Origin of the sequence: Nocardioides seonyuensis, assembly GCF_004683965.1 — a bacterium.
In the GTDB taxonomy this organism is placed as follows: Bacteria; Actinomycetota; Actinomycetes; order Propionibacteriales; family Nocardioidaceae; genus Nocardioides; species Nocardioides seonyuensis.
The window spans coordinates 166,688-190,357 of record NZ_CP038436.1; the positions used below are offsets into that span (position 1 = coordinate 166,688).

Here is a 23,670-nt window from a genome sequence, read left to right on the forward strand (position 1 = left end):
TTCGCGCTGTCACGAGTGCTCCTGGAGCCGCCCCCTAATGTCATCAGCGTGAAGAGCAACCGTGGACGCGTCGTCGACATCACCTCCCTGGCCGACCTCGACCGACACCTCGCGGCCGGCGCTCGCTCGCTCGCGGGCTGGCGACTGATCGGGCTCGACCTCACACATCACGGCAAGGCGCTCCAGGAGCGCTCGGTGGCGCAGGCGCTGTTCCTCGGTTGCACCTTCGCGCCCGGGGACGGCGAGGTCGTACGACGAGCCGGGGCTGTCGTGCTGCCGAAGATCCCGGACACCCCGGTGGACCCCTACCGCGCGAGGCTCTACTCCCCACGCGAGCTCTACGACGCCGAGCACTACCGGGACACCCTCGACGCACGCGCCTACGCTTGGTCCCAAGGGGCCGTGGAGACCGACGACGAGCTGGCGATGGCACTGCACGACCATGCCCTGGACGGCGCGCTCACGGCCTGGGTGGACGGCCGCTCGATCGTCGGGGTCATGGGCGGTCATGCCCTGGCCCGGGGCTCGGCCGGGTACGACGACGCCGCGCGGCTGGGGCACGCCCTCGGCTCGCGCCTCACCGTCGCCACCGGGGGTGGGCCCGGTGCCATGGAGGCGGCCAACCTGGGTGCCTGGCTGTCCGGCGAGTCGGCGGCCACGCTCACTGACGCCCTCGCCGCCGTGGCCGCCGTACCCTCCTTCGAGCCCGACGTCGGTGCGTGGGCGAGAGCAGCCCTGGCTCTGGTCGACGCCCGCACGGGCACCGACACCCTCGGGATCCCGACCTGGCACTACGGGCACGAGCCGCCCAACCCGTTCGCCACCGCGATCGCGAAGTACTTCAAGAACGCCACGCGGGAGGCGATCCTGCTGCAGGTGTGCAACGCAGGGATCGTCTTCCTGCCGGGCGCCGCGGGCACGGTGCAGGAGGTCTTCCAGGACGCGTGCGAGAACTACTACGCCGATCCGGCCTCGATCGCCCCGATGGTCCTCGTCGGCCGCACGCACTGGACCGAGACGGTGCCTGCGTGGCCCCTCCTCCACACCCTCGCCAGGGACCGTGCGATGGAGTCGCACGTCCACCTCGTCGACAGCGTGGACGAGGCGGTCGCCCTGTTCTCGTGAGTGCCGACCTGCGCACCGAGCGACCGGAGTTACCGACCAGTCCGGGGGTCAGTTCGCCGGCCAGGCCCCCTGACTGTTCGGTAGCCCGGTGACCGTTCGACCGCAGCGAGCGGACGACCGCTTATCGCCGCCGTGGTCTTCCCCGAACCGTCCGTGCCGATGATGGCGAGGAGCAGGCGCGCCTGCCCGTCCCGGACGGGCCTCACGCCTCGGTCGCGGCCAGCTGGCCGCACGCCCCGTCGATCTCCCGCCCGCGGGTGTCGCGGACTGTCGTGGGGATCCCCTTGGCCTCGAGCCGGCGCACGAACTCGCGCTCGTCCTTCGGGTCGCTCGCGGTCCACTTCGAGCCCGGGGTCGGGTTGAGCGGGATCAGGTTGACGTGGACCCATCCCCAGTCGCCCCGGGCGCGCAGGACGTCGCCGAGCAGGTCGGCGCGCCAGGCCTGGTCGTTGATGCCGCGCATCATGGCGTACTCGATCGAGACCCGCCGCTTGGTCTTCTCGGCGTAGCCCCAGGCAGCGTCGACGGTCTCGTCGACGGAGAAGCGGGTGTTGATCGGCACCAGCTCGTTGCGCAGCTCGTCGTCGGGGGCGTGGAGGCTCAGGGCGAGCGTCACCGGGATGCCCTCCTCGGTGAGCTGCTTGATGCGCGGCACGAGGCCCACGGTCGAGACCGTGACGCCGCGGGCACTCATCCCGAGACCGGCCGGCGAGGGATCGGTGAGACGGCGTACGGCGCCGATCACCGCGTTGTAGTTGGCCAACGGTTCGCCCATTCCCATGAAGACCACGTTGGAGACCCGGCCGGGCCCGCCGGGGACCTCGCCGCGTGCCATCGACCGGGCGCCGGCCACGACCTGCTCCACGATCTCGGCGGTCGACATGTTGCGTTGCAGGCCGCCCTGGCCGGTGGCGCAGAACGGGCACGCCATGCCGCAGCCGGCCTGGCTCGACACGCACACCGTCGCGCGGTCGGGATAGCGCATCAGCACCGACTCGACCAGGGCGCCGTCGAAGAGCTTCCACAGCGTCTTGCGCGTGGTCCCCTTGTCGGCCTCCATGGTGCGCAGCGGGGTCATCAGCTCGGGGAGGAGCGCAGACACCAGCTCGTCGCGCTGACCGGCCGGCAGGTCGGTCATCTCCGCCGGGTCATCGACGAGGCGGCCGAAGTAGTGGGTGGAGAGCTGCTTGGCACGGAAGCCCGGCAGGCCCATCTCGGTGAGCAGGTCCTTGCGGCCGTCCTCGTCGAGGTCGGCAAGGTGTCGCGGCGGCTTCTTGCGGCCGCGCGGCTCGGCGAGGACGAGGGGCAGTTGCTTCGGAGCATCAGACATGAGGCGACGATTCTCCCACCCCTCGGCGCCAACGGCGATTCTCAGGCGTCGGCGCGCACCATGAAGTAGAGCACCAGGGACGCCACGCCCCCGACCACCAGCGCCGTCAGGAGCATGCCGAGCGCCATGTACTGGCCGAAGCGCCGGGTCTTGCGCCTGGCGAGCAGGACGATCGGCACCACCAGGAACACCGCGACCCACGGGAAGAGCTTCTCGGCCCGGTCGTAGCTGAACAGCAGGCGCAGCAGCGCCGCGAACCCGCCCGGCACCGCCGTCACGAAGAGCATGCCGCTGAAGAAACCCGTGAGCGCCGCGAAGGTGGGGTGGCTGTGGTGCCACCACTCGAAGGGACGGGCGCGTGCGTGCTCCTCGTCGCGGACCTCGACAGACTCCGGCGCGCTCATGGCCTTCATCCTAGGGGCGAGCGTCCGGGCGGTCTTCCGCACCTCGCCGCTGCGATGAGCTTCCCGAGAGGTTGTCAGGACCCGAGACCGTCCAGACATCCGGCATCCCGAGTGCCGCCCAGGCGTGGAGGTCCGGTTCCGAGCCGGTGAGCTCGGCGACGACGAGCGTCCAGGCAGTCCCGTGTCCTACGAGGACGAGGTCATCCGAGCCGTGGACCGCGAGGATGCGTCGTACTGCGGCCACGACGCGAGTGCGGCAGGCGACCAAGGGCTCCCAGGACCGCACGGCGGGGACTTCCGGCTCGGCGAATGCCCGTCGCACCACAGCCGGGAAGTCGTCGAACCACTCCCCACCGCGTTCGTGCTCGCGCAGGTCCTCGACGATGCCGACGTCGGCATCGGTGAGCAGCTGGGCGGTCTCCACCGCCTTGGGCTCGGGCGAGCAGTACCACGCCGCACGGCGCGGCAGCCGGTCCCGCAGTGCCCAGACGTCGTCGTAGGTCGCCAGGTCGAGGTTCCACTCGGCAGCCGGCACACCGGGTACGACGGAGGGACGGCCGTGGCGGACGAGGTGCAGGGTCACGCGCTCAGAACACCAGGTAGTGGAGCACGAGCCAGATCGGGGCGACTGTGGCCAGCAGGGAGTCCAGCCGGTCCATGAGCCCGCCGTGCCCCGGGATGATCTGGCTCATGTCCTTGATGCCGAGGTCGCGCTTCATGACCGACTCGCACAAGTCGCCGAGCGTGGCCATCACCACGGCGATGAGACCCAGGAGGATCCCGATCCACCAGTCACCGTCGAGGAGCCAGACGACGAGGCCGATGCCCACGGCGACACAGGTGACCAGGGAGCCGGCGAACCCCTCCCACGACTTCTTGGGCGAGATCACCGGGGCCATGGGGTGCTTGCCGAAGAGCACCCCTGCGGCGTACCCCCCGATGTCGGAGGCGACCGTCATCGTGATGAAGGTGACCACGCCACGCATGCCGATGTCGTGCGGGTCGAACCCGAGACCCGGGGTGGTGCCACCCTCGGCGAGGAGCAGCGCCACGAACGATGCGAGGAAGGGCACGTAGACCAGCGTGAAGACCGCTGCCGTGGCGTTCCTGACGTATCCGTCGACCCCTCGCCGCAGCAGCCACAGCATGAGGATCAGCGACGTGACGGCCGTGGCGGTGACCAGGGCCGGCGGCCCCCAGAAGTAGGCGAGCACCACCATGGCGGCGCCGCCGACCATGAGGGGCTGCTCAGGGATGTCGATCCCCTGGGCGGACAGGCCCCGGTGGAGCTCCCACACCGCCACGACCACGGCCACGGCCACGATGGCCATGAAGGCGGTCTTCCAGAACAGCAGCGAGAGCAGGATCAGCCCCACCAGCACGACGGCAGACGTGATGGCAGCCGGCAGGTCCCGGCCGGCGCGGCCGTGGTCCTTCGGGGGTGCTGCAGAGGGGTTCGTCATGTCGCAGGCTCGCCGGTCTCAGACCTCGAGCAGCTCGGCTTCCTTGTTCTTGAGCATCTCGTCGATCGCGTCGGTGTGCTTCTTGGTGAGGGAGTCGAGCTTCTTCTCGGCACCGGTCACGTCGTCCTTGCCGACGTCGCCGTCCTTCTCGAGCTTCTCCAGCCCCTGCTTGGCCGTGCGGCGCACGTTGCGCACGGAGACGCGGCCGTCCTCGGCCTTGCCCCTGGCGATCTTGATGTACTCCTTGCGGCGCTCCTCGGTCAGCTCGGGGAACACACAGCGCAGCACCTTGCCGTCGTTGGCGGGGTTGACGCCCAGGTCGGAGTCACGCACCGCCTTCTCGATCGCGCTCATGGCCCCGATGTCGAAGGGCTGGATCAGGATCGTGCGGGCGTCCTGGGACGTGAACGAGGCCAGCGACTGCAGCGGCGTGGGCGTGCCGTAGTAGTCGGCCACGATCTTGGAGAACATGCTCGGGTTGGCCCGACCCGCTCGGATGGTGGCGAACTCCTCACGGGTCGCTTCGACCGACTTGTTCATCTTCGCGTCGGCATCGTTGAGGATCTCGTTGATCACGGCTTCTCCACCTTCTCGGGGTCGTCTCGATCTGGGTGCTGCGGGCGCGGAGTGCGCCAGGTCAGGCCTCGCTGCTCACCAGCGTGCCAATCTTCTCACCCCGCACAGCGCGGCCGATGGTGCCGGGGGTGGAGAGGTTGAAGAAGACCATGTCCATCCTGTTGTCGCGAGCCATCGCGATCCCGGTGGCGTCGGCCACCTTGAGGTCCCGCGCGAGGTACTCGTCGAAGCTGAGCCGGTCGAACTTCGTGGCGGCAGGGTTGAGGTGGGGGTCGGAGTCGTAGACGCCGTCGACGCCCTGCTTGCCCATCAGGATGACCTCGCAGCGGGTCTCCAGGGCGCGTTGCGCGGCGACGGTGTCGGTGGAGAAGAACGGCATGCCCGCACCCGCTCCGAAGATCACCACGCGCCCCTTCTCCATGTGGCGGATCGCGCGCCGCGGGATGTAGGGCTCGGCGACCTGGCCCATCGCTATGGCGGTCTGCACCCGCGTCTCCACCCCGTGCTTCTCGATGAAGTCCTGGAGAGCCAGGCAGTTCATCACCGTGCCCAGCATGCCCATGTAGTCGGCACGCGCGCGCTCCATGCCTCGTTGCTGCAGCTCGGCGCCCCGGAAGAAGTTGCCACCACCGACCACGATCGCAATCTGCACGCCCGACTTGGCCACCTCGGCGATCTCGGCCGCGGTGGCGTTGATGACGTCGAGGTCGAGGCCGACCTCACCACCTCCGAACACTTCTCCCGAGAGCTTGAGCAGGACACGCTTGTACGCCACCACGTGAGGCCTTTCCGCAGAAGGTCGATCGTCCTGCGCAACCTACCGGGGCGAGTCGTCCCAGCGCGAACGCCGGAGTGGCTCCCGGCAGGTGACCCCACGGACGACCCCGGTGCTCAGGCGAGCGCGCGCCTGAAAGTGAGATGGACGACGCCGCTGGGCGAGGACACCGCCTCGACGTCGTAGGAGTCCTCGAGGCCCTCGAGACCGTCCCAGAGGCGGACGCCGCGGCCGAGCACGAGCGGCACCTGGACCACGTGCATCTGGTCGACGAGCCCGGCGGCGAGGAAGTCGCGCACGACGGTGGCACCGCCCCCTATCCGGACGTCCTGACCGCTGGCGGCTTCGCGCGCCGCCTCGAGCGCGTCTGCCGGACTGGCGTCGAGGAAGTGGAACGTGGTGCCTCCCTCCAGATCGATCGATGGACGGGGACGGTGGGTCAGCACGAACGTCGGGGTGTGGAACGGGGGCTCGGTCCCCCACCAGCCCTTCCAGTCGGGGTCGTCCTGCCAGCCCGGGGGGCCGAACTTGTTGGCGCCCATGATCTCGGCGCCGATCCCCACGCTGTGGCGCTCGGCGAAGGCGTCGTCCACCCCGGTGGTTCCGCCCTGGTCCCAGAACCGCGTGCGGAACATCCACTCGTGGAGCCGCTGGCCCGCGTGCCCGAACGGCGCCTCCGCGGACTGGGGCTCGCCAGTGGCGAAGCCGTCGAGGGAGATGGACAGGTTGTGCACCCGGGTCAGGGACATCCGTGCGCTCCTGGTGAGGTGGCCGCCTGGTGCGATCCGCGCGGAGACAGCCTGCCAGCCTCCACCTGCGGCGCGCGACCTCCCGCCCCCGCACCTGGGAGGCCGACCAGGCCACGAAAGCCGCAAGGGCGGTACGACGTCGCCGTCGTACCGCCCTTGTCAGGCGTGGTGGTGACTCGCGGTCAGGCGCCGACCTCGAAGCGCGCGAAGCGCTTCACGGTGGTGCCGGCCTCGTCGAGCACGGCCTTGACCGACTTCTTGGACTCGGTGACCGACTCCTGCTCGAGCAGGACGATCTCCTTGAAGAAGCCGCCCAGGCGTCCCTCGACGATCTTGGCGATCGCCTGCTCGGGCTTGCCCTCCTCGCGGGTCTTCTGCTCGGCGATCGAGCGCTCCTGCGCCACGACGTCGGCAGGCACCTCGTCACGGGTGAGGTACTGGGCCTTCATCGCCGCGATCTGCATCGCGGCGGCGCGGGCGGCAGCCTCGTCACCCTCGAACTCCACCAGCACGCCCACGGCCGGAGGCAGGTCGGCGGCACGCTTGTGCATGTAGGTGACGGTGTTGCCCTCGAAGTAGGCGACGTCGCCCAGCTCGATCTTCTCGCCGATGGTGATGGCCAGGTCCTCGACCACCGCGCCGACGGTCTTGCCGTCGAGCTCAGCGGCCTTCAGGGCCTCGGTGTCGGCCGCCTTGACGGCGTCGGCCACCTCGGCGATCTGCTGTGCCTTGGCGATGAAGTCCTCGTTCTTGGCCACGAAGTCGGTCTCGCTCTTGAGCTCGACCAGCGCGTTGCCGGCGGTGGCGACGAGACCGGCAGCGGTCTCGCGCTCGGCACCGCGGGCGGCGGCCTTGGCGGCACCCTTGACGCGAAGCAGCTCGACGGCCTTGTCGAAGTCGCCGTCGGCCTCGGTGAGCGCCTTCTTGCAGTCCATCATCCCGGCCTGCGTCAGCTCACGGAGCTTCTTGACGTCGGCGGCGGTGAAGTTCGACATGGTCTGATCAGTCCTTCTTCTGCTCGGCGTTGACGAATCCAGCAGCCTCGGCGGCCTCGGCCGACTTGAACCAGACCTCGGCGTTGGTGCGGTCGTACCAGGGGCTGGAGGGGGCGTGGAACTTCATGGAGCCCTTGTTGCCCTTGATCTCGAAGCCCTCAGGCGCCGTGCCGTCCTCGAGAGGAGCCGCGGAGTCGGCGAACTCGCCCTCGGTCGCGGCCAGGGGCTTGACCTCGGTGGCGGCCTCGTCGGTGGCGGCAGCCTCGGCGGCCGGGACCTCGGTGGCGGCCTCGTCGGTGGCGGCAGCCTCGGCGGGGACCTCGGTCGCGGCAGCAGCGGCAGCGTCGGCGGCGGGGGCCTCGGTGGCCGCACCGGTCGACTCGGCGGCGGGGGCCTCGGCGGTGGCGTCGCCACCGGTCGCCTCGACGGCGACCTTCTCGGCGTCGCCCTCGAGCAGCTCACGCTCCCACTCGGCGAGCGGCTCCTGCGCGGTGCCCTCGGCGGAGGCGTTCTTGCCCCCGGAGCGGGCGATCAGGCCCTCGGCGACGGCGTCGGCGACCACACGGGTCAGCAGGCCCACGGCGCGGATGGCGTCGTCGTTGCCCGGGATCGGGTAGTCGACGTGGTCGGGGTCGCAGTTGGAGTCGAGGATGCCGATGATCGGGATGTGCAGCTTGCGCGCCTCCTCGACGGCAAGGTGCTCCTTGTTGGTGTCGACGATCCAGACCGCGGAAGGAACCTTCGACATCTCACGGATGCCGCCCAGGGTCTTGTCGAGCTTGTCGCGCTCGCGCTTCATCTGGAGCAGTTCCTTCTTGGTGCGGTTGGAGCCCGCGACGTCGTCGAAGTCGATCTCGTCGAGCTCCTTGAGGCGGTTGATCCGCTGGTGCACCGTCTGGAAGTTGGTGAGCATGCCGCCGAGCCAACGCTGGTTGACGTAGGGCATGCCGACGCGGGTGGCCTGCTCCGCGATGGCCTCCTGGGCCTGCTTCTTGGTGCCGACGAACATCACGACGCCACCCTTGGCGACGGTCTCCTTCACGAAGGCGAAGGACCGGTCGATGTAGGCGAGCGACTGCTGCAGGTCGATGATGTAGATGCCGTTGCGCTCGGTCATGATGAAGCGCTTCATCTTGGGGTTCCAGCGACGGGTCTGGTGACCGAAGTGGACGCCGCTCTCGAGCAGCTGGCGCATGGTGACGACTGCCATGTGTATCTCCTGGTGAGGCGGAGGCGCTGCCCTCGTCGACCGCGTGGCCGAGCGCTCGCCCTTGAGTCAGGGCGAGCCGGGAGCGTGCTCCGGGGTTGTTTTCAGTTGCTGCCTCGGGCGGGTGCCCTCGGCCCTGACGCTCACGCGCGACCCGATCCGATCCCATCGGCGAGGACGGGTCGGAACTGAGGATCGACGCCCGCGGGCGGTCGGGACCAGGCTGCATCCCGTCGCGGTCTGTGTGCGTGCGAAGTCAGTCCGGTGGACTGCGAGGACAATCCTAGGCCCACGCCCTTCCCGTGCGCGAATCGCGCGCTCCCCCGTGATCGCGGGCCGGTGGGCGTCCACAGCCCGCGTGGCACGACACCCGTCCCCAGGCACGACGACAGGCGGTCCCCCGCCCGAGCGGCACTCACGACACTGGGGCGATGACCCTCGCAAGCTTGCTGACGAGTGTGGTGCTGGCTGCGCTGCCGCCAGCCGCCCTCTCCTCCCCGGAGGACCAGGGGGTCTGGCCGCTGGACCCCGAGCCCACGGTGCTGGCCCACTTCGCCCCTCCCGAGGAGACGTGGGGTGCCGGCCACCGCGGCGTCGACCTCGCGGGCACGGCGGGACAGGTCGTGCGCAGCGCTCTCGACGGCACGGTCGCATTCGTGGGCACGATCGCCGGCAAGCCCGTGGTCACCGTCCGCCACGGTGCACGGCGCACGACCTACGAGCCGGTGGTCGGCACCGCCAAGGCGGGTGACCACGTGGCCGCCGGCGACCCGGTCGGGAGACTTGCGCTGACGTCGAGCCACTGCTTTCCCGCCGCGTGCCTGCACTGGGGGCTGCGCGAGGGAGACGAGTACCTCGACCCGCTCGTCCTCGTCGGCGGTCACGCGGTGCGCCTCCTCCCGCTCTGGCGGGACACCCCGGTCGCGCCGGACGCCGGCGGTGATCCGTGGCGGTCGGTGCTGGACTCCTGGCACCCGTGGATCGCCCAGGCAGTCAGGCGCGCGGATGAGCCTGGCGATAGGCCTGCCGCAGGCGGTCCGTGGTGACGTGGGTGTAGAGCTGGGTCGTGGCCAGCGAGGCGTGGCCGAGCAGCTCCTGCACCGAGCGCAGGTCGGCTCCCCCCTCCAGCAGATGGGTCGCCGCGGTGTGACGGAGTCCGTGGGGTCCGATGTCGGGGGCACCCGGAACCTGAGCGACGCGGCGGTGCACCAGCTCGCGTACGGCGCGGGGGTCGATGCGGCGTCCGCGAGCGCCCAGGAAGAGCGCGGGACCGGCCCCCTCGGCCACGAGTGCCGGCCGGCCCAGGCGCAGCCATCGGTCCAGGGCCCTGCTCGCCGGCGTCCCGTAGGGAGCTGACCGCTCCTTGCGCCCCTTGCCGAGGACGCGCACGACCCGGCGCTCCCCGTCGATGTCGTCGACGTCGAGCCCGACCAGCTCGCCGACCCGGATCCCGGTGGCGTAGAGGAGCTCGAGCATCGCCACGTCGCGCAACCCCACCGGGCTCCCGTCGTCGGCCAGGTCGGTCGCGGCCCGGATCAGCTCCGCGGCCTCGTCGGCACGCAGCACGGGGGGCAGGGACTTGTGACGCTTGGGCGAGCCGAGCGCGGCCCCTGGGTCGGACGCGATCCGCCCGGTCCTTGCCAGCCACGCCGTGAACACGCGGGCCGCGGTGGCTCGTCGAGCCAAGGTGGTGCGGCTCTTGCCCATGGTCTGCTGCTTGGCCAGCCAGCTGCGCAGGGTGCGCAGGTCGAGCTCGTCGACCCCGTGCATGCCCAGGCGCGAGGCGTGCTCGAGCAGGCTGAGCAGGTCACCGCGGTAGGCACGGACCGTGTGGGAGCTCAGGTCGCGCTCGGAGGAGAGGTGACGCTCGTAGTCGGCGAGCACCCGAGCCATCGGCTCCGGGAGGACGTCGACCTCCGGCTGCTCCGTCACAGCCACGATGGTAGGCCGCCGGCGGGTCAGGACACCGCAACCGACTGCCGCCAGCGTTGCTCGACCCGCAGGACGAAACCCGTGCGCTCCAGCCGCCGCAGCGCAGAGTCGACGTCGCGCACGTGAGCCCTCGCGACGCGGGCGATGGAGGTCACGTCGGCGGGCTGCACGAGCGGCACTGCCTCCAGCACCCTCTGGTCGGTCGCGCTGAGCCGATCGCGGGCCTTGGGCTCCTCACGCGGAACCTCGAGCAGGTGCTCCCCCGCGGCACCCACCTGCTCGAGCACGTGGTGGCCGTTGGCCACGAGGGTCGCACCCCCGCTGCGGATCCATTCGTGCACTCCCTGCGACTGGGCGACGGTGATGGGGCCCGGGACACCCATCACGACACGATTGAGCTCGTGCGCCCAGCTGGCGGTGTTGAGTGCGCCGCTGCGGATGGCCGCCTCGACCAGCACCGTGCCCTGGGTGAGTGCGGCGATCAGCCGGTTGCGGGTCAGGAACCTCAACCGGGTGACGGAGGCTCCCGGTGGAGACTCCGAGACCACCGCACAGTGGCTGGCCAGGTGGGCGAGGAGCGCACGATGCTCCGCGGGATAGGCACGGTCGACCCCGCAGGCGAGGACAGCCACCGTTGCACCGCCAGCCGCCACCGCGCCCCGGTGAGCCGCCTCGTCGATGCCGAAGGCGGCCCCCGAGACGACCGCGAGCCCGGCGCGTGCGACGACCGCGGAGATGTCGTTGGCGACGGTGGTGCCATAGGTGGTGGCTGAGCGGGACCCGACCACCGCGACAGACTCGGCGAGCTCGGTCAGGGGCATCGGCCCCTTGACCCACAGGCCGATCGGGGGACCGCCCATCCCCAGCCAGTCGAGCCTGCCGTGGGTGAGGTCGTCGAGCTGGAGCGGCCATTCGGGGTCACCAGGCACCACGAAGCGGATGCCCAATGTCTGGGCCTGCTCGAGCTCGCGAGCCGGGTCGACCTCCTCCAGCCGTCGGTGGAGCTGGCTGTCGGCCTTGGGCTCGAGCTGTGCCTGGACTGCGCCGACGGCGCCGAGCTGCAGCACCAGCGAGGCGACGGTGAGGTCACCCGGCTCGGCCGCGCGGCTCAGGACCACGCGGGCCAGTCGCTCACTCTCCGAAGGCGGAACCAAGGGCGTCACGAGGCCCTCCTCAAGATCCTGGCCGGCAACGGGTGGACCGCGTCGGTCGCGCGGAGTGCGAGTGCTGTGCGGACCTCGTCGTCGCCGGGCTGCTCGACGCCGTCGCAGTCGGCGACCGTCCACGCGAGTCGGTGGACCCGGGTCAGTCCCCTCCGGGTGATCTCTCCCGTGCTGAGCGCCTCGTCCATGAGCGCCTGCGCCGACGGCACGACCGGCCACTCCCTCGTGAGCACAGGGCCCGGCACCGCGGAGTTGAGCTGCCAGCTGCGCCCGGAGTAGCGCTGGGCCTGGACCTCGCGGGCCCGTGCGACGCGTGCTCGGATGGCCGCCGACGGCTCCGGGGGCCGCAGCGGGTCACGGCCGTGGTGGGCCCCCTGAGGAGCGACCTCCATCCAGATGTCGACGCGGTCGACCACCGGACCTGACAGCTTGCGCCCGTAGTGTCGCCGGGCCGTCTCGGGACACTCGCACGGGTCGAGGAGAGCACCGCCGCCGGCGTAGTAGTTGCCGCAGGGGCACGGGTTGGCTGCCAGCACGACGAGGCTGCGCGCTGGATAGGTGGCGCTCTCCTCGCCCCGCGCGATCGTGACCTCGCCCGACTCCAGTGGCTGGCGCAGCGCCTCGACGACGTCGGCGCGGAAGTGGGCGAACTCGTCGAGGAAGAGCACGCCGTGGTGCGCGAGGCTCACCTGGCCGGGTCGGACGCGACCTGAGCCCCCGCCCAGGACGCTGGCGCCCGACGCACCGTGGTGGGGTGCGAACCACGGCGGGCGACGGACCAGCCCCCGGCCCTGCAGGGTGCCCGCCACCGAGTGCAACGCACTCACCTCGAGCGACTGCTCGACGGTCAGGTCAGGCAGGATCGAGGGGATCCGCTCCGCCACCGAGGTCTTGCCGCTGCCACGTGGGCCCATCAACATCACCGGGTGACCGCCCGCCGCGGCCACCTCCACGGCATAGCGCACCTCCGCCAGACCGTCGAGGTCGACGAAGTCGAGCTCAGACATGCGGTCCTCGCCGCGCCACGAGGCCAGGCGGCTTGCCGACGGGCTGGCCACAGGCGGAGCGTCGGGGACCTCCTCCCCCTGGAGCTGAGCCACGACCTGCGCGAGTGAGCGCATGCCGAAGACGGTGACGCCCGGCACCAGCGCGGCCTCGTGGGCCTGCGGCTCGGGGACGAAGACGCGGGTGATCCCGTGCGACGCCGCGGCCATGACCATCGGCAGGACCCCCTGCACCGGTCGGAGCCCCCCGGAGACGGAGAGCTCGCCGATGAACAGGCTCCCCGCAAGGAGGTCGGGACCGAAGGGCACGGCACCCTTGGGGTCGGTGTCGGCCGCCTTGACGGCCAAGGCGATGGCGAGGTCCAGGTGGGTCCCGGACTTCGGCAGGTCGGCGGGTGCCAGCAGGATGGTCACCCGCTTGGTCGCCGGCCAGCTCCCGCAGTTGTTGTTGATCGCCATCCGCACGCGGTCACGCGCCTCGCTCAGGCTCTTGTCGGCCCGGCCCACCAAGGTGGTGCCGACCAGGCCGGGCGACACGTCCACCTGGACGTCGATGAGGTGGCCCTCGGCGCCGCGGAGGGCCATGGTGTGTGCCGTGGCGAAGGCCATCAGCCGATCCCGCGGACGTGCTCGACCTCGATCTCGCCCCGCGGTGGCACGAGGACACCGACCATGTCGATCCGGACGTCGTCGGGATGGACCCGGTGCGCCTGCAGCCACCTCGCTCCCAGGCGGCGCAAGCGGTCGGCCTTGCGCACGTCGACGGCCTCCAGGGGCGAGCCGTAGGCGAGGGACGTGCGGGTCTTGACCTCGCAGATGACCAGGATCGGACCCTCGCGCAGGACCAGGTCGATCTCGCCGGCGTCGCAGCGCCAGTTGCGGTCGAGCAGGACCATGCCGCCGCGACACAGGTGCCGGGCTGCGATGTTCTCGCCGTAGGCGCCGAGGCGGCGCTTGTGCAGCGCAGCCGGCGAGACGGCCAGGGAAGGCGGTGTGGACGAGTTCGGAGCGGTGGCTGTCACGGTGCGGTCTCCTTGGTAGGGAGGCACCAGCACAGCGCCAGCCGCCGACGTCCCACGTCCGTGCGGAGCGGGACCTGTGGACGACCGGGTGTGTAGGGCAGCTGTGGACGGGAACGGGCCCGCGATCCGCCCCGCGCGTCAGGGCTTGGGGGGGTCGATGTCCTGGTCGGCCAGCTCCTCGACGTTGACGTCCTTGAACGTCAGGACCTTCACGTTCTTGGCGAAACGCGCAGGGCGGTACATGTCCCAGACCCAGGCGTCGGCCATGGAGACCTCGAAGAACACGTCTCCGCTCTCGGCCCGCGCCTTCACGTCCACCTGGTTGCACAGGTAGAAGCGGCGGTCTGTCTCGACGACGTACTTGAAGATGCCGACGACGTCGCGGTACTCGCGGTAGAGGGTGAGCTCCATCTCGGTCTCGTACTTCTCGAGGTCCTCGGCACTCATGCGTCCTCCGTCTCGGCGTGCGCTGCCATCGGCCCCGGCGCAGGACCGCTCCCGACACTATCGACCAGGCCCGCCGCCCGGCGGACGTTCACGAACCTCATGCGGTGGACGGGCGAGGGACCGTGCTGGGTCAGCGCGGCCGAGTGGGTCTCGGTGATGTAGCCCTTGTGGGTCCGGAAGTCGTAGGACGGCCAGGCGTCGTCGAGCTCGCACATGATCCGGTCGCGAGTGACCTTGGCGACCACTGACGCCGCGGCGATGCAGGCGGCGACACGGTCCCCCTTCCACACGGCCAGTCCCGGGACCTCGAGCCCGTCGACGGGGAACCCGTCGGTCAGGACGTAGGCGGGTCGCGTGTCCAGCCGCGCCACCGCGCGGCGCAGGGCCTCGACGTTGGCGACGTGCATGCCGAGACGGTCGCACTCCTCGCTGTCGATCACCACGACCGACCAGGCCAGGGCGCGGCGCACGACCTGGGCGTAGACCCGCTCCCGGGCCTTCTCGGTGAGCAGCTTGGAGTCGGCCAGGCCCGGGACGATGCCGGCCTTGCCCGGTGGCAGCACGACAGCACCGGCCACCAGGGGGCCGGCGCAGGCACCTCGGCCCGCCTCGTCCACGCCGGCGATCGGGTCGAGCCCGGCGCGGCGCAACGCGCGTTCGTAGCCGTAGAGGCCCGCATCGCGGCGGACGGTCATCCCCTCCGGAAGATGTGTCACCGTGACCTCACGACTTCGCGTCGGGAACGTCCTCGAAGGTCTCGGGACGTGTCTTCCAGGTGAACCTGTCGGCGGGCCAGAGCAGCACGAAGACCTTGCCCACGACCGAGTCGGCCCGGACGAACTCGTCGCCCGGGACGCAGTCGGTCTCCCGGTCAGTGCACATGTGCTCGGAGGAGTCGGCCGAGCGCGCCCGGTTGTCGCCCATCACGAAGACGTGGCCGTCAGGAACCGGGCCGGCGGTCCAGTCCTTGTCGCAGCCGTTGACCATGGGTCCGTTGCAGGTCACGCCAGCCCGCTGGACGTAGTCGTCCTCGTCGAGAGGCTCACCGTTGACGAGCAGGCGACCCTGGTCGTCACAGCACTCGATCGTGTCGCCCGCGACTCCGATGACGCGCTTCACGAGGTGCCCACCCGTCGGGTAGAGACCGAGCTTGGTCATCACCTTGATCATCGGCGTCGCCGGCTCGGCGCCCACCCCCGAGAGCCAACCGCCCGGGTCCTCGAAGACCACGACGTCGCCACGCTCGGGCTCGCCACCGCCCCAGTAGGAGACCTTCTGCACGAGGATCCGGTCGTCGACGACCAGGCCCGGCTCCATCGACTCCGAGGGGATGTAGAACGCCTGGATGAAGAACGTCTTGACGACGAGCGCGAGCACCAGGGCGACGCCCAGGAGCAGGATCGTCTCCTGCCACAGGGGCAGTGGCTTGCGCTTGTGCCGGGAGTGCGACGACCGCGCCTCCTCGGTCGGATCAGCGGAGGAGACGCGGTCGTCGTCGGAAGTCACGGGCAGAGAGTAACCAGTGACTGGTGGATCTCAGGCCTCGCGGCGCTCCTTGATCTTGGCCGCCTTGCCGCGCAGGTTGCGGAGGTAGTAGAGCTTGGCTCGACGCACGTCGCCGCGGGTCACGACCTCGATCGACTCGAAGATCGGGGAGTTCAGCGGGAAGGTGCGCTCGACGCCGACGCCGAAGGAGACCTTGCGGACGGTGAAGGTGCGCCCGACGCCCGAGCCGTGGACCCGGATCACCACTCCCTGGAAGACCTGGACGCGCGAGCGGCTGCCCTCGACGACCTTCACGTGGACCTTGACGGTGTCACCGGCGCGGAAGGCCGGGACGTCGTCGCGCTTGTGGGCGTTGCCGAGCTCGGTGATGGCATTGGTCATGATGTGCTCCTCGCGAGCGCCACAGGTCAGTCGCGGAATCGTGGATGTCGGTGCAGGCCGGCCATCGAGGTGGTCTGCCGCCGCTCCCCCTGTGGCAGGCGCGTTGCGGCAGGACTCCGGCGTGATGTCACCACGAGTGATGACTTCCGGACGTCCCTGACCAGATGGACCAAGGAGCAAGTCTGCCAGAGGCTCACGTCCGCGGCGAAATCCGACGCTTGGTGAGGACCACGGCTCCCGTGGGTGCGGGCCGGTCAGGACGCAACCGGTAGCCGGCCCTCTTGTACATGCGGATGTTCTGCTGCGACCCCGTGCCCGTGAAGAGGACGAATCCCGTCGCCTCGGGCGGCGCGACGTCCTCGATGAGGGCGAGGAGGTCTCGGCCCAGCCCCCGGCCCTGCAGGTCTGGGGCGACCATGATCCGTCCGATGTCCCACTCGCCGTGGTCGACGCGCCCGCGGACCCCGCCGACGAGGCGACCGGATGCGGGGTCGCGCGCGACGTAGGTCGCCCACTCGGCGAGCCCACGGCGTACGTCCTCGAGGCTCTCCTCGAGCGCAGGGATGGTGACCCCCGGGTTGGCCTCCAGCTCCTGCAACCAGCACGCACGCTGCAGCGTGTAGATCTCGCCGGCGTCGGCCGGGACCGCACGGCGCACCTCGAGGTCGGACAGGGCGCCGGTCGCTGCCACCGCAGCCACGAGGTCGGGGCGACGGGCAGCAGTACGACGCACGCGCTGGTCGTGGCGCCACGTCGCGATCCTCCCGTGGTCGCCGGAGAGCAGCACCTCGGGAACCTCGCGTCCACGCCAGGAGGCGGGCTTGGTGTAGACGGGGTACTCCAGCAGACCGTCCTCGTGGGACTCCTCGACCAGTGACTCGGCGTTACCCATGAAGCCGGGAAGCAGGCGCACCACGGCCTCGGTGATGGCGAGCGCCGCGACCTCTCCACCGTTGAGGACGTAGTCGCCGAGCGACACCTCACGCACCTCACCCACGGTGGCGGCGTGGTCGACCACCCGCTGGTCGATTCCCTCGTAGCGTCCGCACGCGAGGACCAGGTGCTCGCGCTTGCTGAGCTCCTGGGCCAACCCCTGGGAGAACGGCTCCCCGCTGGGCGTGGTGAAGATGATCGTCGCCCCGGCGGCGATCGCGTCGAGGGCATCCCCCCACGGCTCGGGCTTCATCACCATGCCGGCACCACCGCCGTAGGGGGTGTCATCGACGGTCCGGTGGCGGTCCTGGGTCCAGTCGCGGAGGTCGTGGACGCGCAGGTCGAGCAGCCCCTTGTCCCGTGCCTTGCCCGGGAGGCTCAGCGAGAGCGGCGCCAGGTAGTCGGGAAAGATCGTGATGACGTCGATCCTCACGAGCCGGCCTCGTCCGCGAACGGAGCGACCAGCCCGGGCCTGTCGGCGACGACGACCCGCCCGCCGGCGACGTCGACCTCCGGCACGAGCGCTGCCACGAACGGCACCAGGGCGTCGCGCCCGTCGGTGGTCCTGATGCGGAGGAGGTCCTGGGCGGCGCCGTGGACCACGGCGGTCACCTCCCCCAGCGGGGTCCCGTCGGTGTCCTCGGCCGCGAGCCCCACGAGCTGGTGGTCGTAGTACTCGTCGGGGTCCTCCGGCTGCTCGTCGGCCGGCACCGTGGCGTGCAGGACCGTGCCGCGCGCGGCCTCGGCGGCGTTGCGATCGGTGAGCTCCTCGAACGTGACGAGCAGGGTCTGCTGGTGCCAGCGTGACCTGGTCACGGTGAGCGTCGCAGGACGGCGGTCCGCACCGGCCGGAGGTGCGGCGCGCAGGGTCGTGCCGGGCGCGAAACGGCGCTCGGGCTCGTCTGTGCGGACGTCGACGGTGACCTCTCCTCGCACCCCGTGCGGCTTGCCGATCCGACCGACCACCAGCTCGATGTCCTCACTCACGCTGCAAGCGTAATGACGAACGGACGCCACCCCTGTGCGGGGTGACGTCCGTTCGGATGACGCTGTGCGGTCCGGTGGACCGGCGGCTACCGGCGGCGGTCGGTGTCGACGAAGTCGATCCGCGCACCGCCGCGACCTGCCAGGGCCGAGATCACGGTGCGGAACGCCGTGGCTGTCCGGCCGTTGCGGCCGATCACCTTGCCGAGGTCGTCGGGGTGCACACGAACCTCGAGGATCGACCCGCGACGCAGCTGCTTGTCGCGCACGACGACGTCGTCGGGGTTGTCGACCACGCCGCGCACGAGGTGCTCGAGGGCGTCGGGGAGCACGTCGCTCACGCCTCGCTCTTGCCGGCGTCCTCGGCGGTGACGGTCTCGGCCGCCTCGGCCTGCTCGGCGGCGCCCTCAGGAGTCTCCGACGCGGGGACCTCAGGAGCCGACTCGGCAGCCGGAGCCGCCTCCTCGGTCTTCTCCTCGGCCTTCTTCGAGGACTTCTTGGTGACCGCAGCGCCCTTGGGCTCGCTGGCGGCCTCCTTCAGCGCCTCGTTGAAGATGTCGAGCTTGGAGCGCTTGGGCTCCTTGACCTTGAGCGTGCCCTCGGTGCCCGGCAGGCCCTTGAACTTCTGCCAGTCGCCGGTGATCTTGAGGATGGCCTCGACGGCCTCGGAGGGCTGTGCGCCCACGCCGAGCCAGTACTGCGCCCGCTCGGAGGTGACCTCGATGAACGAGGGCTCCTCCTTGGGGTGGTACTTGCCGATCTCCTCGAGGACCTTGCCGTCGCGCTTCTTGCGGGAGTCGACGACGACGATGCGGTACTGCGGGACCCGGATCTTGCCCAGGCGCTTCAAACGGATCTTGACGGCCACGTTTGTGGTGTCTCCTCGAAAGTTGTGGTTTGTGAGCGACCCCCGCCAGGTGGGGACCGGGTCGGGTCACTCGATGGGCGCTGTCACGGCGGGATGAGAGGGTCCCTCCGCGCAGGACACGAGGGATGATTCTGCCAGAGGCTGCGTACGACGACCAATCGGCCCCGGCTCAACAGCTCGTGGGGTGCTCGATCCCCACACAGGTGTCGTCCCCCTCGTCCCCGTAGGCCGTGTCGACCCCGGCGCCACCGTCGAGGTGGTCGTCGCCCCGAGACCCCCACACACGGTCGTCGCCGCCGCCCATGAGTGCGTGCACCGGGATGGACCCGACGGGAGCGAGGAACAGCGACTCGTCGGCATCGCTGCCCAGGAAGTCGATCCTGAACTCCTTCCCGAGCACGAAGTCCTCGATGCCGTGGATCTCGACGGTGACAGGCCCCGCAGGTCCTGTCAGCAGGAGCTGGCCGGCCGGGATGTCGATCCGGATCGGCAGCACACCCCCCTCGCCGCGCAGGGGCCCGACGTCGAGTGACAGGTCGTCGGCGGCTCCCGGCCCCATGTCGTACGACGACCCGGGGGCGTCGCTCGTGCCGGCGACGACCAGATCACTGCCGGGACCCGTCTCCACCCTGTGCGGCCCGCGACCCCTCAGTCCGACGGAGTCAGCCTCCCTCCCCGTCATGACGGTGTCGGCCCCGGACACGACGTCGACAGTGTCGTAGCCGCCCCCGGTGTCGACCACGTCGTCGTCGGGCAGGGACGTGCGGCGCTCGACGTACGTGTCCTGGCCCCGCATCAGCCGCACGGTGTCGTTGCCCGGGCCGGCATCGACGCTGTCGGCCCGTCTCGTCCCCAGGATCGTGTCGTCCCCGTCGCCGGTGCGCACCGACATGTTCCGCCGCACGCGGATGACGTCGTCACCCTGCCCGGTCGAGGTGCCTGCGGCGAGGTCCACGGCCACCGCTCCCGGAACCGTGAGGAACTCAACCCGCTCACCGGCGAGGCTGTCGGCGTCGGGAGTGGGTCCGACGTCCAGGAGGTCGTCTCCGGCGCCACCGTCGAGCACGTCGCCGCGGAAGTGGACGCCTCCGCGGTCGGCGTGGAACTGGTTGCCCTCGCCGAAGAGCCGGTCGTCCCCAGGCCCGCCGACGATCACGTCTGCCCCCGCACCGCCGCAGACGCGGTCGTCGCCGCCACGGCCGTCGACCGAGTCCCGGCCGCCGCCGGCCAGGATCACGTCGGAGCCGGAGGTGCCGGTGATCCGGTCGTCACCCGGGCTCCCCACGATGGTCGCGAGCCTGCCGTCGCACATGGCCGGCCCGGCAGCCTGCACCGCTGTGGCGGACGTCAACCCTGCCGCGGCCAGCGCCACGGCCAGCCAGTGGACAGTCCTCATGAAGCTCCCCCGATCAGTCTGCCCCCGTCAGGTTACGCGTCCAGGCCGATCGCCTGGCGGAACGCTTCCACTCCGCTGACCTGGAGCTCGTCGGGGCCGCGCACGAACGCGTCCGGGGTGAGCAGCAGCGCCTGGTTCAGCGCCAGCTCGCCCTCGCGCCGCTTGAGCCTGCGGACGCCGTTGGGGACGTAACCGACCTTGCGCGAGACCGCGAGCGAGGCCGGGTTGTCTAGGAAGGCACCAGAGGTGATGGCTGCCGCGCCGAGGTGGTCGAAGGCGAACGCGCACACGACCTGGCGCATCGCGGTCCCGATGCCCCGGCCCTGGAACTGGCGCCCCAACCACGACCCGGTCTCACCGGTGCGCGTCACGAGGTAGTCGGAGGTCTCGAGACCCTGGGTGCCGACCAGGTGGCCATCGTGGAAGACCGCGAGGTGCAGGCCCCACTGCTCCCGGGAGAACTCTGCGCGAGTGCGCCAGTGGTAGGCCGCGGTGTTGCGAGCCAGCTCCTCCTTGGGGGCGTCGGTCCACGGGAAGTAGAACGGCATCTCGTCCGGGTCGTGGATCCCTCCGACGACGAGGTCGCAGAGCTCGGGAAGGACGTCGTCGGTGATCCCGCGGAGCTCGAGCGGCCCCGCGCAGATGCGCAGCCCGAAGGGCGGGAAGAGGTCTACGATGCCGGACATGGGGCCATCCTCGCCGGAAGCGGCCACGCAGGCCCAACCATTTCGGGTCCCTGCTCATCTCACCGGCCCACCGCGACTGACCCAGCGTCATCCCCGACTCCTCCCGCTGGCGATCGCTGTCCACCGCGCACGGCGTCGTACGTCGTGGATCAAGGCGTCGCTGACCGGGACCACCTGCTGGGCGACCACTCGGGCCGCGGAGCCGCTCCCCCATCGCGTCAAGCAGCACGGCTCCCTGCTGCTGCGTGAGCTCGACCCCGACCGGATGGTGCTGCAGCACAACAAGGTCACCAACCTGCGCCTGGCCTCCTCCCACGTCGACGGCCTGCTGATCCGTCCCGGCGAGACGCTCTCCTTCAACCGCGTGGTCGGCAACTGCACGCGGCGGCAGGGCTACCTCGACGGGATGCGCCTGTCCAACGGCTCTCCGGAGTCGGGTGTCGGAGGCGGGATCTGTCAGCTGGCCAACCTGATCCACTGGATGGTCCTGCACTCGCCACTGACGGTCGTCGAGCGCTCCGAGCACTCCTTCGACCTGTTCCCCGACACCGGACGGGTCGTCCCCTGGGGTGTGGGCTGCTCCATCGTCTACAACTACGTCGACCTGGTCGTCCGCAACGACACCGACCTGACCTTCCAGCTGGGGGTGGAGGTCGGCAAGCGGTTCCTCCACGGGCAGCTGCGCAGCGACGAGCGCCCGCCGCGATCCTTCGAGGTGGAGGCGCGTGAGGAGGAGTTCGTGCGGCACGACGACCGGGTCTTCCGGCGCAACCAGATCTGGCGCCGGGCCCTCGACCCTGACACGGGCTCGCCGGTGGGCGAGGAGCTGCTCAAGGCGAACTTCGCACTGGTCGTCTACGACCTCTCGCCCGACACTCCTGTGGTCGACGCCTAGCCCGAACGGACCACGCGAACTGGCCGATCCTCGACTTGTCTAGACCGCACGGCTCACGCACACTCGGGTGCGTCAATCCCCCCGATAGTTCGAGGAGCAACCAAGAATGACTCGCACCCGACGCCTCATCGCAACAGCGGCCGCCACGGCCGCGCTCGTCGCTCCGGCAGCCGTGACCGCCTCGGCGACCGCTGCGCCGCACGAGCACAAGGACAAGCCCGCCAAGACGGACAAGCCTGCCAAGGGCACCGTCAAGTCGCAGGCCAAGCAGCTGCTCAAGGACGTCGCCGGCAAGGACAAGCGCCTGACTCGTCTGGCCGAGAGCAACGCGGTCGCTCGCCTGGCGGACGAGACCGAGGCTGCGCTCGTCGCCAACATCACCGACGCCCAGACTGCGCTCACCGACGTCAAGACTGCTGTCGAGGCCGCGGACTCCACCGTCGACACCCGCGCGGTCCGCAAGGAGCTGCGCAGCTTCCGGGTGGTCAACTTCCGCCTGGCCGTGAACATCCTCAAGCAGGCCGAGAACCTCGCTGAGGAGGCCGCCACCGACCCGGAGGCGACCGCCGCGCTGGACGCGGCCGAGACTGCCGCCCTGGCTCTCACCGCCACCAGCACCAAGGCGGACGTGAAGGCTGCTCGTGCTCACCTCGAGCTGGCCCACACGGAGCTCGAAGAGGTCTGAGCGCACGAGCCACGGACGAAGGGCGGTCACTCGGGGGGTGGCCGCCCTTTGTCGTGCTCGCTCAGGCGACGACGCGACCGCGCAGCACGACGCGGGCGGGTCGGCGCAGCGTCGTGAGGTCCTGCCGAGGGTCCGCGTCCAGGACCACGAAGTCGGCCGCGGCTCCCTCCTCGATCCCCTGCCAGCCCAGCCATTCCCTGCCTCGCCAGGACGCCGCAGCGACGACGTCGTCCGCGGGAAGACCCATCTCGACCATCGCCTCGATCTCCCCCATCAGCTCGCCGTGCCGCGCCACGCCGCCACCGTCGGACCCGACGAACAGCGAGACCCCAGCCTCCCATGCCGACATCAGCGTCTCGCGCCGCCTCGCGTGGAGCTCCTCCATGGTGGTGGCGTAGTCGGGGAACTTCTCACGTCCCGCGCTCGCGAACTGCGGGAACTTGCCGGTCTGCTGGACCGTCGGCACCAGGGCGACGCCGTTCGCCGCCATCTGCTCCACCTGGTCGACCGAGAGCCCGGTGCCGTGCTCGATGCAGTCGATGCCGGCGTCGAGGAGTCCCTGCAGCACGTCGGAGCCGAAGCAGTGCGCCGTGACGCGAGCACCTTCGGCATGTGCCGACTCGATCGCAGCGGCGAACGCCTCGACCGGGAACGATGGAGCCAGGTCGCCGTCGTCGCGGGAGATCCAGTCGCCGACGAGCTTGATCCAGCCGTCCGACCCCCTCGCCTCGCGGGCGGCGTACGACGCCAGCTCCTCGGGCTCGACCTCGTGGCCGTAGTTGCGGATGTAGCGCCGCGTCCGCGCGAGGTGCCGCCCGGCCCGGATCAGGCGCGGCAGGTCCTCGCGCTCGTGCACCCAGCGCGTGTCGGCCGGTGAGCCGCAGTCACGCAGCAGCAGCACTCCCGTGTCACGGTCGGCGAGCGCCTGGGCCTCGGTCTCCTCGTCCGACACCGCTCCGCCGTCGTCGAGCCCCAGGTGGTTGTGGGCGTCCACCAGTCCGGGAACGATCCAGCCTGTTCCGGCCGACTCGGCGCCGGCCTGCTTCTCGAAGGTGACCCGGCCGTCGACGACGTAGACGTCACGTGACTCCGCGTGGGGCAGGACCGGGCCGGAGAACTTCAGCGCTCGCATGCGGGCGACGCT

28 protein-coding genes are annotated in these 23,670 nt (G+C 70.5%); 4 read left to right on the forward strand and 24 right to left on the reverse strand.

What is annotated here, in order from left to right:
• Nucleotides 1-48: 48 nt before the first annotated feature.
• On the forward strand, nt 49-1,125 hold the full coding sequence (locus tag EXE58_RS00800; RefSeq protein WP_135266128.1) for an LOG family protein: 1,077 nt from the start codon (nt 49-51) through the stop codon (nt 1,123-1,125).
• A 202-nt stretch (nt 1,126-1,327) separates the two neighbouring features.
• On the opposite strand, the gene rlmN is transcribed toward EXE58_RS00800, so the two are convergent.
• The 9 genes from rlmN to rpsB all read right to left on the reverse strand — a co-directional run bounded on the left by rlmN (nt 1,328) and on the right by rpsB (nt 8,627).
• A complete protein-coding gene (gene rlmN / locus EXE58_RS00805) occupies nt 1,328-2,455 on the reverse strand; it encodes a dual-specificity RNA methyltransferase RlmN (protein ID WP_135266129.1) in 1,128 nt (375 codons plus the stop codon).
• A gap of 41 nt (nt 2,456-2,496) precedes the next feature.
• Nucleotides 2,497-2,859, reverse strand: a complete 363-nt coding sequence (locus tag EXE58_RS00810; protein ID WP_135266130.1) for a hypothetical protein — start codon at nt 2,857-2,859, stop codon at nt 2,497-2,499.
• A 10-nt stretch (nt 2,860-2,869) separates the two neighbouring features.
• A complete protein-coding gene (locus EXE58_RS00815) occupies nt 2,870-3,442 on the reverse strand; it encodes a histidine phosphatase family protein (RefSeq protein WP_135266131.1) in 573 nt (190 codons plus the stop codon).
• A 4-nt stretch (nt 3,443-3,446) separates the two neighbouring features.
• Complete coding sequence (locus EXE58_RS00820) at nt 3,447-4,322, reverse strand: phosphatidate cytidylyltransferase (RefSeq protein WP_135266132.1); 876 nt, start codon at nt 4,320-4,322, stop codon at nt 3,447-3,449.
• 18 nt (nt 4,323-4,340) lie between these two features.
• On the reverse strand, nt 4,341-4,895 hold the full coding sequence (gene frr / locus EXE58_RS00825; RefSeq protein ID WP_208544194.1) for a ribosome recycling factor: 555 nt from the start codon (nt 4,893-4,895) through the stop codon (nt 4,341-4,343).
• Nucleotides 4,896-4,959: 64 nt separating this feature from the next.
• Nucleotides 4,960-5,676: a UMP kinase gene (gene pyrH / locus EXE58_RS00830; RefSeq protein WP_135266134.1), complete on the reverse strand. Its 717-nt coding sequence runs from the start codon at nt 5,674-5,676 to the stop codon at nt 4,960-4,962.
• A gap of 113 nt (nt 5,677-5,789) precedes the next feature.
• Complete coding sequence (locus tag EXE58_RS00835; protein WP_135266135.1) at nt 5,790-6,422, reverse strand: dihydrofolate reductase family protein; 633 nt, start codon at nt 6,420-6,422, stop codon at nt 5,790-5,792.
• 182 nt (nt 6,423-6,604) lie between these two features.
• Entirely contained in the window at nt 6,605-7,417 is an 813-nt protein-coding gene (gene tsf / locus EXE58_RS00840; protein WP_135266136.1) for a translation elongation factor Ts, read from the reverse strand.
• Between the two features lie 7 nt (nt 7,418-7,424).
• Entirely contained in the window at nt 7,425-8,627 is a 1,203-nt protein-coding gene (gene rpsB / locus EXE58_RS00845; protein ID WP_167288595.1) for a 30S ribosomal protein S2, sunset domain variant, read from the reverse strand.
• Nucleotides 8,628-9,055: 428 nt separating this feature from the next.
• Here rpsB and EXE58_RS00850 point away from each other — a divergent pair, with 428 nt between their 5' ends.
• A complete protein-coding gene (locus EXE58_RS00850) occupies nt 9,056-9,670 on the forward strand; it encodes a murein hydrolase activator EnvC family protein (RefSeq protein WP_135266137.1) in 615 nt (204 codons plus the stop codon).
• On the opposite strand, the gene EXE58_RS00855 is transcribed toward EXE58_RS00850, so the two are convergent.
• From EXE58_RS00855 to EXE58_RS00920, 14 genes are all read right to left on the reverse strand, one after another.
• Nucleotides 9,618-10,517: a tyrosine recombinase XerC gene (locus EXE58_RS00855; protein ID WP_135269353.1), complete on the reverse strand. Its 900-nt coding sequence runs from the start codon at nt 10,515-10,517 to the stop codon at nt 9,618-9,620. The genes EXE58_RS00850 and EXE58_RS00855 overlap by 53 nt on opposite strands.
• A 65-nt stretch (nt 10,518-10,582) precedes the next feature.
• On the reverse strand, nt 10,583-11,719 hold the full coding sequence (gene dprA, locus EXE58_RS00860) for a DNA-processing protein DprA (protein ID WP_167288597.1): 1,137 nt from the start codon (nt 11,717-11,719) through the stop codon (nt 10,583-10,585).
• On the reverse strand, nt 11,716-13,332 hold the full coding sequence (locus tag EXE58_RS00865; protein WP_135266139.1) for a YifB family Mg chelatase-like AAA ATPase: 1,617 nt from the start codon (nt 13,330-13,332) through the stop codon (nt 11,716-11,718). The genes dprA and EXE58_RS00865 overlap by 4 nt, the downstream gene beginning before the upstream one ends.
• Nucleotides 13,332-13,745, reverse strand: a complete 414-nt coding sequence (locus EXE58_RS00870) for a YraN family protein (RefSeq protein ID WP_341869524.1) — start codon at nt 13,743-13,745, stop codon at nt 13,332-13,334. The genes EXE58_RS00865 and EXE58_RS00870 overlap by 1 nt, the downstream gene beginning before the upstream one ends.
• A 138-nt stretch (nt 13,746-13,883) precedes the next feature.
• Nucleotides 13,884-14,192, reverse strand: a complete 309-nt coding sequence (locus tag EXE58_RS00875; protein WP_135266140.1) for a DUF2469 domain-containing protein — start codon at nt 14,190-14,192, stop codon at nt 13,884-13,886.
• Nucleotides 14,189-14,887: a ribonuclease HII gene (locus EXE58_RS00880; protein ID WP_208544091.1), complete on the reverse strand. Its 699-nt coding sequence runs from the start codon at nt 14,885-14,887 to the stop codon at nt 14,189-14,191. Before EXE58_RS00880 ends, EXE58_RS00875 begins: the two co-directional genes overlap by 4 nt.
• A gap of 28 nt (nt 14,888-14,915) precedes the next feature.
• Complete coding sequence (gene lepB, locus EXE58_RS00885) at nt 14,916-15,698, reverse strand: signal peptidase I (protein ID WP_135266142.1); 783 nt, start codon at nt 15,696-15,698, stop codon at nt 14,916-14,918.
• A 30-nt stretch (nt 15,699-15,728) separates the two neighbouring features.
• Nucleotides 15,729-16,079 carry a 50S ribosomal protein L19 gene (gene rplS, locus EXE58_RS00890; RefSeq protein WP_135266143.1) on the reverse strand — a complete coding sequence of 117 codons (351 nt, stop codon included), beginning with the start codon at nt 16,077-16,079 and terminating at the stop codon, nt 15,729-15,731.
• A 193-nt stretch (nt 16,080-16,272) separates the two neighbouring features.
• Complete coding sequence (trmD, locus tag EXE58_RS00895; RefSeq protein ID WP_135266144.1) at nt 16,273-17,445, reverse strand: tRNA (guanosine(37)-N1)-methyltransferase TrmD; 1,173 nt, start codon at nt 17,443-17,445, stop codon at nt 16,273-16,275.
• The gene (gene rimM, locus EXE58_RS00900; protein ID WP_244242366.1) at nt 17,442-17,999 is read right to left on the reverse strand and encodes a ribosome maturation factor RimM; all 558 of its coding nucleotides are present in this window, start codon (nt 17,997-17,999) and stop codon (nt 17,442-17,444) included. The genes trmD and rimM overlap by 4 nt, the downstream gene beginning before the upstream one ends.
• 86 nt (nt 18,000-18,085) lie before the next feature.
• Nucleotides 18,086-18,328, reverse strand: a complete 243-nt coding sequence (locus EXE58_RS00905; protein WP_135269356.1) for an RNA-binding protein — start codon at nt 18,326-18,328, stop codon at nt 18,086-18,088.
• 5 nt (nt 18,329-18,333) lie between these two features.
• Nucleotides 18,334-18,864, reverse strand: coding sequence for a 30S ribosomal protein S16 (gene rpsP / locus EXE58_RS00910; RefSeq protein WP_135266145.1), 531 nt, complete (start codon nt 18,862-18,864; stop codon nt 18,334-18,336).
• Nucleotides 18,865-19,033: 169 nt separating this feature from the next.
• Complete coding sequence (locus EXE58_RS00915) at nt 19,034-20,260, reverse strand: calcium-binding protein (protein WP_135266146.1); 1,227 nt, start codon at nt 20,258-20,260, stop codon at nt 19,034-19,036.
• A gap of 32 nt (nt 20,261-20,292) precedes the next feature.
• Complete coding sequence (locus EXE58_RS00920) at nt 20,293-20,946, reverse strand: GNAT family N-acetyltransferase (protein WP_135266147.1); 654 nt, start codon at nt 20,944-20,946, stop codon at nt 20,293-20,295.
• On the opposite strand from EXE58_RS00920, the gene EXE58_RS00925 reads away from it, so the two are divergent.
• Together EXE58_RS00925 and EXE58_RS00930 are read left to right on the forward strand one after the other, a co-directional pair.
• Nucleotides 20,945-21,841, forward strand: coding sequence for a VanW family protein (locus EXE58_RS00925; RefSeq protein ID WP_135266148.1), 897 nt, complete (start codon nt 20,945-20,947; stop codon nt 21,839-21,841). The two genes, EXE58_RS00920 and EXE58_RS00925, sit on opposite strands and share 2 nt — an antisense overlap.
• Before the next feature lie 106 nt (nt 21,842-21,947).
• The gene (locus EXE58_RS00930; protein ID WP_135266149.1) at nt 21,948-22,526 is read left to right on the forward strand and encodes a hypothetical protein; all 579 of its coding nucleotides are present in this window, start codon (nt 21,948-21,950) and stop codon (nt 22,524-22,526) included.
• Between the two features lie 61 nt (nt 22,527-22,587).
• Here the strand turns inward: EXE58_RS00930 and EXE58_RS00935 are convergent, their stop codons facing one another.
• Nucleotides 22,588-23,658 (reverse strand): amidohydrolase family protein, encoded by a 1,071-nt coding sequence (locus tag EXE58_RS00935; RefSeq protein ID WP_135266150.1) that lies wholly within the window; start codon nt 23,656-23,658, stop codon nt 22,588-22,590.
• Nucleotides 23,659-23,670: the final 12 nt, after the last annotated feature.